We start from the raw sequence: 13,816 nt of genomic DNA, 5'->3' as shown, positions 1-13,816 counted from the left end.
AAGAGTGGGCCGCGGGACTACGCATCGGGATTCGAGAGCCGGGGCTCTTATCCGTTGCGGGTCGATACGGGTGATCCTGGCGGGTTGTCGACGAGCGGCTGCGTTCGCGCGACGACGATCGATACGATGCACACGGCTTCATCCCGATCATCGTCGAAGACGCGGTGGGGGGATCGCGACCGGGCGATCCGTCACGCCAACCTCTTTGACATGCAACTGAAGATGGCCGAGGTCTGGCCGTTCGCGCGCGCCCAGGAGTACCTCGGGCAGTTGACCGCGGCCGCCCGATGACGGCCGACACCTCAGGAGGACACCACTTATGACCACCACCGTCGTGGCCGGCAACCCGAAGCCCGGTTCGCGGACGCTCGACGCCGCCACCCGACTCGCCGAGGCGCTGACCGGCAGCGCACCCGATCACGTCGTCGACGTCATCGAATTGGGCGCAGGTCTCCTCGGTTGGGGCGACGAGAAGGTCACGGCGGCCGTCGACACCGTCGCCTCGTCGGACCTCGTCGTCTTCGCGAGTCCCACGTTCAAGGCGACCTACACCGGCGTGCTGAAGCTGTTCCTCGACCAGTTCGCCACCGGGGAAGGGCTCGAGGGCGTCACCGCGGTCCCGCTGATGCTCGGCGCGGGGCCGGCTCACGCGATGGCTCCGGACCTGCTGCTGAAGCCGGTCCTGGTCGAACTCGGTGCCACGTGCCCGCTGCCCGGCCTGTACCTGATCGACTCGACCTATACCGAGGACACCCGGATCACCGACTACGTCGAGCGGTGGAGGCCGGTACTGGGCTGAACCGGTTGGCGGGGTCGTCTATCCCTTCTGGGTGCGACGGCTGCCGCCGTGCCAGTCCTCCTGCTCGCCGACCTCGGCGTCGGAGACGCCGAACGACCGTAGCTGCGGCTTCTCGCGCAGGCTGCGCTTGAGCTCGGCGAAGCCGGGAAAGCCCGCCAGGCCTATGACGTGATCCCACAGCCTGACCGCGTCCTCGTCGCTCGGCAGGCGACTGATCACGGGCCCGAAGAAGGCGACGCCGTTCGGTGGCTGGAAATGGATGATCGGGGTGCCCACATCGCGACCCGTGAGAGCCAGCGCCTCCTCGGTCTCGGCCTTGATCTCCTCGTCGAAACCGGTGTCGTCCAGCGCGGCCGCGTGGTGGGTGGGCAAGCCGAGGTCGTCGAGAACGGCGGTCACGTACTCCGCGGTGCCGCGGAAATCCGTGCCGTCCGCCGCATACGAACCGCCGGGGTGCTCGTCGAAGAAGCGTCGGCCCCATGCGGCGTAGAGCGGATCGATCGCGTCGGGTCCGTGCTCGCGGCGGACGCTCGCGGCCACCCGGAGCAGGCGCAGGCCCGCGGTGTGCCCGGCCTCGTACTCGGGCGGAAAGTGCTTCGCATAGTCGATGTGCGCGTTGAGGACCCGAAGCGAGATGAAGCGCCACTCGACGGCGTACTCCCGCTGGGCCCGGACCTTCCGCACCCATTTGCTCGTCATGTACGCAAACGGGCAGACGGGGTCGAAGTAGAAGTGGATATCGGCATCGGCCATGGCGTCGACGGTAGTCGAGTCGGCTGTGGAGTCACGCGGGGAACCACTCTCGAGCGCGTGCGGTTCGGGTGCTGCGCCCACGCGACGCCGGCCTTCGTGAATTCCTGGTCGCTGACCGAGGAGTTCGAACGCGAGCTCCTCGATCGGACCGGCGGCCGGTCCCGGCTGCGCTGCGTCCACTTCTGACGACCTCGTCCGGAGGTGCCGTGCTCGGAGATTCCTCCCGGAACGACGAAGCGCCCCGGGCGGAAAGCCCGAGGCGCTTCGGTGTCGGCGTGTGCCGGATCAGACCTCGACACCCACCGAGGCGAGTGCCTCGTTGAACGTCTTGCTCGGACGCATGACGGCGTCGGTCTTCTCGTTGTCGGGGTAGTAGTAGCCGCCGATGTCGACGTGCTTGCCCTGCACCGAGTTCAGCTCGTCGACGATCTTGTCCTCGTTGTCGGCGAGGGTCTTCGCAAGCGGCTTGAACTTCTCGGCCAGCTCGGCATCCTCGGTCTGGTTGGCCAGCTCCTGGGCCCAGTAGAGGGCCAGGTAGAACTGGCTGCCGCGGTTGTCGAGCTCGCCGGTCTTGCGTGACGGGCTCTTGTCGTTCTCGAGCAGCTGGCCGGTGGCGGCGTCGAGTGCCTTGGCCAGGATCTTGGCCTGCGGCCGGTCGAACTTCTTACCCACGTCCTCGAGGCTGACCGCGAGGGCGAGGAACTCACCCAGCGAGTCCCAGCGGAGGTGGTTCTCCTCGATGAGCTGCTTGACGTGCTTCGGCGCCGAACCGCCCGCACCGGTCTCGTACAGGCCGCCGCCGGCCATCAGCGGAACGATCGACAGCATCTTGGCGCTGGTGCCGAGCTCCAGGATCGGGAACAGGTCGGTCAGGTAGTCGCGCAGGATGTTGCCGGTGACCGAGATGGTGTCGAGGCCGCGCACGACGCGCTCGAGGGTGTACCGCATCGCGCGGACCTGCGACATGATCTGGATGTCGAGGCCCTCGGTGTCGTGCTCGGGAAGGTACTTGTGGACCTTCTTGATGAGCTCGTTCTCGTGCGGGCGGTACGGGTCGAGCCAGAAGACCGCGGGCATGCCCGAGTCGCGGCAGCGCTCCACGGCCAGCTTGATCCAGTCCTGGATCGGGGCGTCCTTGACGATGCACAGACGCCAGATGTCGCCCTCTTCGACGGTCTGCGTGAGCAGCACCTCGCCGGTCTCGAGGTCGGTGATGTTGGCGGTGCCGCCTTCGGGGATCTCGAAGGTCTTGTCGTGCGAGCCGTACTCCTCGGCCTTCTCCGCCATCAGGCCGACGTTCGGCACAGTGCCCATGGTCCGCGGGTCGAACTGGCCGTTGGTCTTACAGAAGTTGATGATCTCCTGGTAGATGCGGGCGAACGTCGACTCCGGCATGACGGCCTTGGTGTCCTTGAGACGGCCGTCGGCGCCGTACATCTTGCCGCCCGCGCGGATCATGGCCGGCATCGAGGCGTCGACGATGACGTCGCTGGGGGAGTGGAAGTTGGTGATGCCGCGGGCCGAGTCCACCATCGCCAGCTCGGGGCGATGCTCGTGGCACTTGTGCAGATCGTCGATGATCTCTTCCTTCTGCGAAGCAGGAAGGGACTCGATCTTGGCGTACAGGTCCGAGAGGCCGTTGTTGACGTTGACGCCGAGCTCGTCGAAGAGCTTGCCGTGCTTTTCGAAGGCATCCCGGTAGAAGACCTTGATGGCGTGGCCGAAGACGATCGGGTGCGAGACGCGCATCATCGTCGCCTTGACGTGGAGCGAGAACATGACGCCGGTCTTGTAGGCGTCGTCGATCTGCTCCTCGTAGAACTTGATGAGCGCCTTCTTGCTCATGAACATGCTGTCGATGACGTCACCGTCGGTGAGCTCGACCTCCGGCTTGAGCACCAGGGTCTTGCCGGAGTCGGTGATGAGCTCCATCTTGACCTTGCGGTCGCCCTCGACGGTCATCGACTTCTCGTTGTGGTAGAAGTCGCCGCCGCGCATGTGCGCGACGTGGGTACGCGAGGCCATGGACCACTCGCCCATGCTGTGCGGGTGCTTGCGGGCGTACTCCTTGACGGCCTTCGGCGCGCGGCGGTCGGAGTTGCCCATGCGCAGAACCGGGTTCACCGCGCTGCCGAGCACCTTGCTGTAGCGCTCGCGGATGTCCTTCTCTTCGTCGGTCTTCGGGTTCTCCGGGAAGTCGGGGAGGTCGTAGCCCTTCTCCCGCAGCTCCTTGATCGCGGCCAGCAGCTGGGGGACCGAGGCGCTGATGTTGGGGAGCTTGATGATGTTGGTGTCCGGCTTCTGGGTGAGCTCACCCAGGCGTGCGAGGTTGTTGGGAACCCGCTGGTCTTCGGGCAGCAGATCGGAGAACTCGGCCAGGATTCGGGCCGCGACCGAGATGTCACTCGTTTCGACGTCGACGCCGGCCGCTCCGGCGAACGTACGCACCACCGGCAGGAAGGCGTGCGTGGCGAGCATGGGTGCTTCGTCGGTCAACGTGTAGATGATGGTCGGCTTCTGGGTGCTCATGCCTGATGATCTCGATTCTGTCTGTAATTTCCGGTGTCGCCGGCGACCTTGTGAGTCAGGCTTCACCGTTACCACGCTTGCGGTGTGCTCGTGTGACAACTACCCCCTGATTCTGCCCCCTGTGATGAGCCTCGCGTTCAGGGGCCTCGGGTCTGGCGTTCGGAGGGGTCGGCACGCTGGGTCTTCATCCCTCCACTCCATACCCGGTGGCAGCGCATGACCGTCACGCGGCCTCGCGCTCGACGTGACTGCGTGCGTGGGCGATCGCCTCGTCGAGGGTGTCGACGAGATGGTTCTCGTGGCGCAACTCGTCGATGACGCCGACCCCGTCGAGCAGCTTGAGGTGCTCGGGCTGAACGCCCTTGATGATGACGGTGATCCCCCGTTTCTCGAGGTCGGCGACGATCTCGGCGAGGGACCGGGCGCCGGTGGCGTCGAGCATGCCGAGGTGGGACATGCGGATGATCACGACCGAGACCGACTCGTTGCGCTCGGCGCCCTCGGAGATGGCCGAGGTGATGCGCTCGGCCGCGCCGAAGAACATCGCGCCGTCGAGGCGGAGCAGGGCGATGCGCTCGTCACCGGGCCGGGTGGGCCCGGGCAGCGGTTCGCGGGTGACGCTCGCGCGCTTGGCGACCTGACGCAGCGCGAAGAACGCCGCGACGACGATGCCGATCTCGACCGCCTCGATGAGGTCGAGGGTGATCGTGATGATCGCGGTGACGACGAAGATCAGGGCATCCGAGCGGGTGGAGCGCAGGATCGAGCGGACCGTGCCGACCGACACCATCCGAAACGACGTCACCATCAGCACGCCGGCGAGTGCGGCGAGCGGGATCTCCGACACCGGTCCGGTGGCGAGGTACACGACGCCGAGCAGCAGCAGCGAGTGGGTGATCGCGGCGACTCGGGTGCGGGCCCCGGACCGGACGTTGACCGCGGTGCGGGCGATCGCGCCGGTGGCGGGCATGCCGCCGAACAGGCCGGAGGCGATCGAGGCGAGACCCTGGCCGGACAGCTCGCGGTCGGGGTCGTAGGGGCCGGTCGGAGACATCGTCGCGGCGACGCGCGCGGACAGCAGCGACTCGATCGCGGCGAGGGCGGCGATCGCGACGGCCGCGCCGGACATGTCCTTGAGTGCCTCGGCGTCGACGTGCGGGATCGACGGGGCGGGCAGCGACGACGGCAGCTGGCCGATGGTCGCCACGTCGAAGACGTCGGTGAAGTAGACGATCAGCGTGACGACGATGACCGCGGTCAGCGACTCGGGGATGGCCTGGTGGACGCGGGGCAGGACCACCATGATCACCGCGACCATGGCGACGACGGCGAGGGTGGCCCACGCCTTGGACCAGTCGGCATGCGCGACGATGTCGATCGCCGCGTTGAGGGTGCGCTGGCCCGACGGCGCGGTGGTGTTGAACGCCGCGGGCACCTGCTGCAGGAAGATTATCGCCGCGATGCCGAGGGTGAAACCCTCGATCACCGGCCACGGGATGAAGGTGACCGCGCGCCCGAGCCCGAAGACGCCGGCGAGCAGGACCAGCAGGCCTGCCAGGACCGTGACCATCGCGATGCTGCCCAGGCCGTGCTGGGCGACGATCGGCGCGAGGATCACGGCCATCGCGCCCGTCGGCCCGGACACCTGGACGTGGGAGCCTCCGAAGATCGCGGCGACGAGGCCGGCCACCACCGCGGTGATGAGACCGGCGGCGGCCCCGACGCCGGAACTGATGCCGAAGGCGAGGGCGAGCGGAAGCGCGACGATGCCGACGGTCACGCCGGAGAGGATGTCGGTGCGCCAGCTGCGCCGTAGGCCCTTGTAGTCGCTGCGACGGGGGACGAAGCCCTTGAGGCGGGTGAGGGTGTCGGTCAGTGCTGATGATGTGCTCACGAGCGTGTCACCGGTGGGAGTGAGGAAATGGCGTCGAGCTGCTCGCGTTGGGCGTCGAGCGTGTCGACGAGGAACGTGCGGGCGATGACCAGGAGGTCGGAGATCTTGGGGTGCGCGAGTTCGTAATAGACCGCGTTCCCGACACGGTTGGCGGTCACGACGCGGTGGCGTTTGAGGACGCCGAGGTGTTGCGACAGCAGTGTCGGTTCGAGATCCGTCGCCGCCAGCAGTTCGCTGACCGGTGTCGGATCGCCGTTCGCGCTCAGCACCTCGAGGGCCCGGATCCGGGCCGGATGCGCGAGCGCCTTGAAGAGGTTGGCCTTGATCTCGTACAGCGGCGCGTCTGGGCCGGGATCGGGCACGGCTCGCTCCTGGTGCGATCGGCGTCACGAGTTGACGGATTGATGGATTGCGAAAATGCTCAATCCACTGTAGCGCACACGGCAACGCACCCCGCGGACGGTGCCCGCGGGGTGCGCTGAGGTGCCGGGTATCGGCGTCGGGGGGACTACCGGTGGAGGTCGAACCGATCGTTCTCGGAGACCTTCACCCACGCGTCGACGAAGTCCTTGACGAACTTCTCGGTGTTGTCGTCCTGGGCGTAGACCTCGGAGAGGGCGCGCAGCTGCGAATGCGAGCCGAACACCAGGTCGGCGGCCGTCGCCGTCCACTTGGTCTCGCCGGTCGCGCGGTCGACGACCTCGTAGACGTTCTCCTCGGTGCCCGACTTCCACTCGTACTTCATGTCGGTGACGGTGCGGAAGAAGTCGGTGCTCAGCACGCCGGGACGCTCGGTGAACACGCCGTGCTTGGAACCGGCGTAGTTCACGTCGAGCACGCGCAGACCGCCCAGGAGGACGGTGAGCTCGGGAGCCGTGAGCTTGAGGAAGTAGGCGCGCTCGAGGAGATGATCCTCGGGACGGCCCTTGTCGCCGGCCTTCTGGTAGTTGCGGAAACCGTCGGCCGGCGGTTCCAGGACCTCGAAGGACTCGACGTCGGTGCTCTCCTGCGAGGCGTCGGTGCGGCCCGGGTGGAACGGCACGGTGACCGGGTGTCCCGCGGCCTCGGCGGCCTTCTCGATCGCGGCCGCGCCGCCCAGGATGATCAGATCGGCGACCGACACCTTCTTGCCGCCGGTGGCCGAGTCGTTGAAGTCCTTCTGGATCTGCTCGTAGACCGGCAGGACCTTCGCCAGCTCGCCCGGCTCGTTGACCTCCCAGTTCTTCTGCGGCTCCAGGCGGATGCGCGCGCCGTTGGCGCCGCCGCGCTTGTCGGTGCCGCGGAAACTCGCCAACGACGCCCAGGCCGTCTTGATCAGCTGCTGCTGCGAGAGCGACTCGAGGAGCGTGCCCTTCAGCGACGCGATGTCGGCGTCGTCGATGAGCTCGTGGTCGACCTTCGGCACCGGGTCCTGCCAGATCTGGGGCTCCGGGACCCACGGTCCCAGGTAGCGCTCGATCGGGCCCATGTCGCGGTGGAGCAGCTTGTACCAGGCCTTGGCGAAGGCCTCTTCCAGCTCCTCCGGGTGGTCCAGCCAGCGCCGGGTGATGTCGCGGTAGATCGGCGACTCACGCATCGAGATGTCGGTGACGAGCATGGTGGGCGCACGACCCGGGCCGCCGAACGGATCGGGGATCGTCCCGGCGCCGGCGCCGTCCTTGGCGACGTACTGCCAGGCGCCGGCCGGGCTCTTGGTCAGCTCCCACTCGTAGCCGTACAGGGTCTCGAGGAAACTGTTGTCCCACCGGGTCGGCGTCGGGGTCCAGACGACCTCGAGGCCGCTGGTGATGGTGTCCTCGGCCTTGCCCTTGCCGTAACTGGACTTCCAGCCCAGGCCCTGCTGCTCGATCGGGGCCGCCTCGGGCTCGGGGCCGACCAGGTCGGCGTCGCCGGCGCCGTGGGTCTTGCCGAAGCTGTGACCGCCGACGATGAGGGCGGCGGTCTCCTCGTCGTTCATCGCCATCCGCGCGAAGGTCTCGCGGATGTCGTAGGCCGCGGCGATCGGATCCGGCTTGCCCTCGGGGCCTTCGGGGTTGACGTAGATGAGACCCATGGTCGTGGCGCCGAACGGCTTGGCGAGTTCGCGCTCACCCTCGCCCGAATAGCGCTTGTCGGTGCCGAGCCACTCGTCCTCCTGGCCCCAGAACACCTCCTCCGGCTCCCAGATGTCCTCGCGGCCGAAGCCGAAGCCGAAGGTCTTGAAGCCCATCGACTCCAGGGCGACGTTGCCGGCGAGGACCAGCAGGTCGGCCCAGGAGATCTTGTTGCCGTACTTCTGCTTGATCGGCCACAGCAGGCGGCGGGCCTTGTCGAGGTTGGCGTTGTCCGGCCAGCTGTTGAGCGGCGCAAAGCGTTGCGCGCCTTGGCCGCCACCGCCCCGGCCGTCGAAGATGCGGTAGGTGCCGGCCGAATGCCAGCTCATGCGGATGAACAGGCCGCCGTAGTGGCCGTAGTCGGCCGGCCACCAGTCCTGCGACTGGGTCATCAGCGAGACCAGGTCCGCCTTGAGGGCGTCGACGTCGAGCTTCGCGAACTCCTTCGCGTAGTCGAAATCCGGTCCCAGCGGATTGGACAGCGGTGAATGCACGTGCAGCCTCGACAGGTCGATCTGCTCGGGCCACCAGTCCTTGTTGGTCAGCGGCGCATGTGCTTTCGGCTTCGGCGACGGGATCGCCGGGTTCTCGCTCTCACTGGTGCTGTCGGTGCCGGCGTCGGAATGGGGTGGGCGGCTGTCGGATGTCACGAGATTCCTTTCGATGGTGAACTCGATCGGGCTGCGATCACAGGCGTGATCAGGTCGGGGCTGAACTGACACACTCCGGGCAGAGTCCCCAGAAGATGACCTCGGCTTCGTCGAGCAGGAAGCCGTGGTCCTCCGAAGCGGCCAGGCATGGGGCCTCGCCCACCGCGCAGTCGACGTCCTCGATGGCGCCGCAGGCGCGGCACACGAGGTGATGGTGATTGTCTCCGGTGCGGCATTCGTAGCGCGACAACGACCCTGACGGTTGAAAACGGCGGAGGAGTCCGGCGTCGGTGAGCGCCCGCAGGACGTCGTAGACGGCCTGGCGGGACACATTCGGCAGGGTCTGGCGGACCACGCCGAAAACGGTGTCGGTGTCGGCATGTGGGTGATCGGCGACCGCACGCATGACCGCGACCCGGGGCTGCGTGACCCTGAGGTCCGCGGCCCGGAGTTGCTGGGCATAGTCCGGTGTCGATGCCACGGAACCCACCATAGGAGCGCGTCTGGGGCTGTGCGTCGTTTTTCTGGATCTGATCAAAACTCGTCCCCGAATTCGCGGTGCCGCTGCGTGATCGCGACGGCTCACCGACGATCCGGGTCGACCTCCGTTGTGCTGATGTGTCCGTTCGGGGAAACCGGTATCCTGCGCGCTCCGCATGCAGACATGCCCCGCCGACCCGGGGGAATCTCAGTTTTCCATTGCGGCGCTTCGGGGTTCGCGTCAGCCGCCGATCGGGAGCGTGACCCTGTCGGGGCGCAGGTAGTCTTCGGGGTCGCGCAGGTAGCGGACCTCGGGGGCGGCGTCGACCGACGACAGCGCGTCGAGGAAGGCGCGTTCGCGGCTGACGGCCGGCGTGGCGATGACCGGGAACCAGTCGTCGTGGTGGTTGGGCACGAAGATCCTCGGTTGCAGTGCGTCGATGTAGCCCACCGCGTCCCCGAGGCCGTTGGTGATCTCGTTGAAGCCCTGGATGGATCCGACATGGAGATCCACCGGCCGAAGGCGGCGAAGCGCGGCGACGATGTCGGGGCCGGCGGGGTCCTGGCCGAGCGGCCCGACGGAGTCGTTCCACACGACCGTGCGCCCGCCGACCTCGAAGGCGTAGAGGACCGCGCCGCCCTCGGGGTCGTTCAGATGGCCGGCCAGTCGGCGGAGTTCCTCGGGACGCGGCGGCTGGACGAGGAGTCGACCACTCGGCGGGATCGGAAGAAGCGGGGCATGTTCGCCCGTGGGGGCCTTCATCGTCGAATGCAGGTGCGGCAGGGCCCGCACCGTGATCCCGGGTAGTCCCTGGTAGAGGTGCAGGCTGCCGGGGCGTGCGCCGGAGGGAACCGCGGCATCGCAGGACACATCGGGCGCGGCCGTGCGGAAGTGGGCGCAGTGCGCGGCCGAGCCGACGATCCGTGCTCCGGACGCCCGCGCGATCTCGGCGGCATCGGCGGCGTGGTCGAAGTGACCGTGTCCGATGAAGATGTGGGAGGGCTTGATCGCCGCGATCTGGGCCCTGCTCGTGGGGACGTGTCCGGTGTAGACGTTCGGCACCCACGCGTCGGTGAGGAAGACGTGGCCGGCCATGGCGACCGCGAAGCCCGACACCCCGAACCACGAGAAGACGATGCGGTCGGCGCGCAGGGCGCCGGTCGTCTGGTCGACGTTGTGTTCTCCGAACACCGCTGACCGCGCCGCGACCAGGGTGGCGTCGGCGTGCGCGGTCGCGGCCTGCGGAACGGCGAGCCCGGCGAGGGTCAGCAGAATCGACAGGACCACGACGAGGCGACGGCGCATGTCGAGAAGTGTAGGTCCCGGGAGACCCGATCGGTGGGGTTCGCCCCGGCACCTCGCGCACACGACGGCAGTCGCGTCGGTGATGTGCCTCATCGGGGCGTCGGCGCGCCCGACCTGGGGCGACGGGCCGACCCGGAGGCCCCCTCGACGGCGTACTTGAGAGAACGAGCACGGCGGAGTCGATGACGTGTCCCGCGGCGGCCGCGGGCGGGCGTCGCCGGTGCGCAGCCCTAGGCGCAGGACGGGGCGGGAGAGTCCTCGGACAGCGGCTTGCCGAACGGCGTCACGTACACGACATCGAGGATGACCGGGACCTTCCCGAGGTTGGTGCCCTCGTGGACGTTGGACTTGCCGCCCGGTTCGACGATGATGTCACCGGTCTTGTAGACGACCGGCTTGCAGTTCGCATACGGGTGGGTGAGAGTGCCTTGGCGGACCAGGGCGTAGATGTCGGCGTCGTGGTAGTGCCAGCCGGTGGTCCCGCCCGGCTCGATCTTGATCTGGCGGACCTCGACATGCGCCCCCTTGGGGACGAACGGCAGGAGGCCGGCCGGGATGTCGGTGTGTGCCAGTGTGACCGCCGAGACCCCGGACGAGGGGGTCGCGTCGGCGGCCGTGGTGCCGATGAACATGGGGGTGAGTGCGGCGGCCGCTGCGATCGCGGCAGCCGCCGAGGTGCGGAGGCTGCGGGTCATGCTGAGAAGATACGGCGCTGCGGCAGCCGTGACCTGCGGTTGTGGTGAAGAGGTCTCGATCTTCGTCTGCTCAGACCAACGGTCGGCCGAATCGGCATCGCACTCGCACATCCCAGAGGAGAAGGCGAAAACCGAGCTGTTGTTGTCGCCCGTGCAGATCGGTGCGGCGGGCGTCAACAGATAGGGCCGCGCGACGAGCGGACGGCGGCCGCCACCGGGTGGTGACGACCGCCGTCGTGTGCGTGATGTGTCAGCTGTCGATGCCGACCAGTTCCTTGGCCAGATCGGCGAAGCGGATCTCGATGGCCGAGACGACCCGCTGCCGGTTCTTGTGGGTCTCTTCGTAGGCGAGGGTGACGCGAAGGTCCTGCGGGGTGTCGAGCTCCTTCACCGCCGCGATCGCATCGTTGACGTTGAGATCCGCGTAGCCCTCGATCGGGAGATCCTCGGCGTCGACGGTGCCGGTGAACTCGCGGAGCTGATGCAGCGCATCGGCCGCTCCGTCGGCGCCGTTCTCGCGTGCGCTCTCCTCGACGGCCTCGAGGGCGGCGTCACGTCCGGCGGCGACGGTCTTGGAGACCGCGGTGCCGGCGTTGCCGAGCGCGTCACCGGCGCGCGACGCGGCCTCGGCGGCCTCGTCGACGGCGGTGGCAAAACGATTGCGCACCAAGGTGATCGGGTCCGGGATCTGACGGGCGATCTCGGCCGTGCGGTCGAGCGCCCACGAGGCGCCCACTGCGGGTGCGGTGAGTGCCCGCGCGGCCAGTCCGCTGACCCACTGGCTCGGACCGCGTCGCAAGGCGGTCGGACCTCCCAGTGCTTCTTCGGCGAGCACGGTGGTCAGCCATTCCACGGTCGCGGTGTGGGCGGTGACGAGACCGTCGGCCAGCTCGACGAGGTGGGCATCCTCCTGGCCGGTGGCCAGCGCCTTCAGGTAGGTCGCCCGGGCGAGGAGTCGCTGCTCGAGGGCGACGTCGTCGAGAAGTGCCTCGTCGAGCGGCTGTGCCTGTTCGAGGAGGGTCTTGGTGACGGCGCCGACGCGTCCGAGCACGGGGCGGATGACGTCGTCGAGGCCGCCGCGTTCACGGAGGGCGCCCTCGATGAGGTCGGCCCGCTTGCGGGCGTTCTCGGCGTTCTGTGCCAGTTCCTTGCGGATGGCGTCGGTCCTGGCCTGGGCGTGCCGGGTCTCGGCGACCTGGATCTCGGTGTGGGTGAGCGCGAGGATCGCGCGAAGCTGCTGCTGGACGGTGGTGGTGGAAACAGTCATGCTCGCTCCCTTTCTCTTGGGTGGGGACGCGTACACCTCGAGGGTTGCCACGATGCGCCGTCTTGTAACGCGCGTTTTCGGATTCGCAGCATTGCGTCACCGAGAGATGCTGTGGCGCAACGTGTTCAGGAGATCATGAAGTGAGTCACAGCAGGATGGCAGGGAAAGACAAAGCGCCCCAACCCGACATCGTGTCGGGTTGGGGCGCTATGCCCGCTTTCGGTCAGCTGTAAGTGTAGAAGCCGCGCCCGGACTTCTTGCCGAGGTGTCCGGCGTCGACCATGCGGCGCAGCAGGGCCGGCGGCGCGAAGTGCGGCTCGGCGAACTCGGCGTAGAGCGACTCCGCGGCGGCGAGGGTGATGTCGAGGCCGATGGTGTCGATCAGCGTCAGCGGACCCATCGGGTAGCCGCAGCCACCCTTCATCGCGGTGTCGATGTCCTCGGCCGAGGCGTAGCCGGAGTCGTACATCCGGATGGCCTGGCACAGGTACGGGATCAGCAGGGCGTTGACGATGAAGCCCGACCGGTCGCCCGCGCGGACCGGGTTCTTGCCCAGGGTGTCCTTGACGTAGCCGGCGACGGCGTCGGCGACCTGCGGGTCGGTGACCAGGGTCGAGATGATCTCGACCAGCGGCATCACCGGAACCGGGTTGAAGAAGTGGACGCCCACCACACGCTCGGGACGCTTGGTGGCGGTCGCAACCTTGATGATCGGGATCGACGAGGTGTTGGTGGCGAGGATGGTGTTCTCACCGACGGCCTCGTCGAGGCGGGCGAAGATGTCGCGCTTGAGCTGCTCGTTCTCGGGTGCCGCCTCGATGACCAGGTCGCGGTCGGCGAGGTCGGCGTAGTCCAGGCTGACGCGCAGACGGCCGAGCGCGGCGTCGGCGTCTTCCTGGCTCAGCTTGTTCTTGGAGACGGCGCGGCCGAGGGACTTCTCGATACGCGCACGCGCCGCGTCGGCGAACTCCTGCTTGACCTCGATGACGACGACGTCGCTGCCGGACTTCGCGCACACCTCCGCGATGCCCGCACCCATGGTGCCGCCGCCGATGACGCCGATCTTCTGCACAGTTAAACCTCCGAGTCGAGTTACAGGACAAACGGTAGTACGTCGGTCGGGCTCGGCTCAGGTGAGGTCGGGTGAACGCGCAGGTGAATCCGATGTCAGGTCGTCGAACGGCCTTCGAGGTACGCGATGCGCTCATAAAGGGCGCGAAGGGTGGCCTCCACGTCGTCGAGGAACGCGTCGACCTGGTCCTCGTTGTAGCCGCGGCGGCCGATCGGGGGTTTACCGAAGGCGACGTGATGGACGTCGTCAGGAGTCAGCATGGGGTGATCTTCGCACCC

The 13,816-nt window shown here is 67.7% G+C and carries 13 protein-coding genes and 1 pseudogene; 3 read left to right on the top strand and 11 right to left on the bottom strand.

Annotated elements, in window-relative coordinates; all coding sequences use genetic code 11:
• Positions 1–84 precede the first annotated feature (84 nt).
• The gene (locus E1P53_RS09480) at positions 85–291 is read left to right on the top strand and encodes a cysteine hydrolase family protein (RefSeq protein ID WP_230823941.1); all 207 of its coding nucleotides are present in this window, start codon (positions 85–87) and stop codon (positions 289–291) included.
• 28 nt (positions 292–319) lie between these two features.
• Positions 320–799, top strand: a complete 480-nt coding sequence (locus E1P53_RS09475; RefSeq protein ID WP_131734137.1) for an NADPH-dependent FMN reductase — start codon at positions 320–322, stop codon at positions 797–799.
• Between the two features lie 18 nt (positions 800–817).
• Here E1P53_RS09475 and E1P53_RS09470 read toward each other — a convergent pair whose 3' ends face one another.
• Complete coding sequence (locus tag E1P53_RS09470; RefSeq protein ID WP_006900360.1) at positions 818–1,552, bottom strand: mycothiol-dependent nitroreductase Rv2466c family protein; 735 nt, start codon at positions 1,550–1,552, stop codon at positions 818–820.
• Between the two features lie 57 nt (positions 1,553–1,609).
• Here E1P53_RS09470 and E1P53_RS20930 point away from each other — a divergent pair, with 57 nt between their 5' ends.
• Positions 1,610–1,738 carry a hypothetical protein gene (locus E1P53_RS20930; RefSeq protein WP_269076034.1) on the top strand — a complete coding sequence of 43 codons (129 nt, stop codon included), beginning with the start codon at positions 1,610–1,612 and terminating at the stop codon, positions 1,736–1,738.
• 99 nt (positions 1,739–1,837) lie between these two features.
• Here E1P53_RS20930 and E1P53_RS09465 read toward each other — a convergent pair whose 3' ends face one another.
• The 10 genes and pseudogenes from E1P53_RS09465 to E1P53_RS20925 all read right to left on the bottom strand — a co-directional run.
• Entirely contained in the window at positions 1,838–4,081 is a 2,244-nt protein-coding gene (locus tag E1P53_RS09465; RefSeq protein WP_131734136.1) for an NADP-dependent isocitrate dehydrogenase, read from the bottom strand.
• Positions 4,082–4,304: 223 nt separating this feature from the next.
• Positions 4,305–5,975 carry a SulP family inorganic anion transporter gene (locus tag E1P53_RS09460; RefSeq protein ID WP_006900362.1) on the bottom strand — a complete coding sequence of 557 codons (1,671 nt, stop codon included), beginning with the start codon at positions 5,973–5,975 and terminating at the stop codon, positions 4,305–4,307.
• Positions 5,972–6,337, bottom strand: a complete 366-nt coding sequence (locus tag E1P53_RS09455) for an ArsR/SmtB family transcription factor (protein ID WP_006900363.1) — start codon at positions 6,335–6,337, stop codon at positions 5,972–5,974. The genes E1P53_RS09460 and E1P53_RS09455 overlap by 4 nt, the downstream gene beginning before the upstream one ends.
• Before the next feature lie 146 nt (positions 6,338–6,483).
• Positions 6,484–8,718: a catalase/peroxidase HPI gene (gene katG / locus E1P53_RS09450; RefSeq protein WP_109238567.1), complete on the bottom strand. Its 2,235-nt coding sequence runs from the start codon at positions 8,716–8,718 to the stop codon at positions 6,484–6,486.
• Positions 8,719–8,767: 49 nt separating this feature from the next.
• On the bottom strand, positions 8,768–9,199 hold the full coding sequence (locus E1P53_RS09445) for a Fur family transcriptional regulator (protein ID WP_109238726.1): 432 nt from the start codon (positions 9,197–9,199) through the stop codon (positions 8,768–8,770).
• A 240-nt stretch (positions 9,200–9,439) separates the two neighbouring features.
• Positions 9,440–10,504, bottom strand: a complete 1,065-nt coding sequence (locus E1P53_RS09440; protein ID WP_131734135.1) for an MBL fold metallo-hydrolase — start codon at positions 10,502–10,504, stop codon at positions 9,440–9,442.
• Between the two features lie 230 nt (positions 10,505–10,734).
• On the bottom strand, positions 10,735–11,199 hold the full coding sequence (locus E1P53_RS09435) for a cupin domain-containing protein (protein ID WP_131734134.1): 465 nt from the start codon (positions 11,197–11,199) through the stop codon (positions 10,735–10,737).
• A gap of 250 nt (positions 11,200–11,449) precedes the next feature.
• On the bottom strand, positions 11,450–12,466 hold the full coding sequence (locus E1P53_RS09430; RefSeq protein WP_131734133.1) for a ferritin-like domain-containing protein: 1,017 nt from the start codon (positions 12,464–12,466) through the stop codon (positions 11,450–11,452).
• Between the two features lie 223 nt (positions 12,467–12,689).
• A complete protein-coding gene (locus E1P53_RS09425; RefSeq protein WP_006900369.1) occupies positions 12,690–13,538 on the bottom strand; it encodes a 3-hydroxybutyryl-CoA dehydrogenase in 849 nt (282 codons plus the stop codon).
• A gap of 107 nt (positions 13,539–13,645) precedes the next feature.
• A pseudogene (locus tag E1P53_RS20925) lies at positions 13,646–13,798 on the bottom strand (DivIVA domain-containing protein); the annotation flags it as partial.
• Positions 13,799–13,816: the final 18 nt, after the last annotated feature.

The organism is Gordonia paraffinivorans, from assembly GCF_900683595.1.
Lineage (GTDB): Bacteria > Actinomycetota > Actinomycetes > Mycobacteriales > Mycobacteriaceae > Gordonia > Gordonia paraffinivorans.
This window is presented reverse-complemented; position numbering and strand designations above follow the sequence as displayed.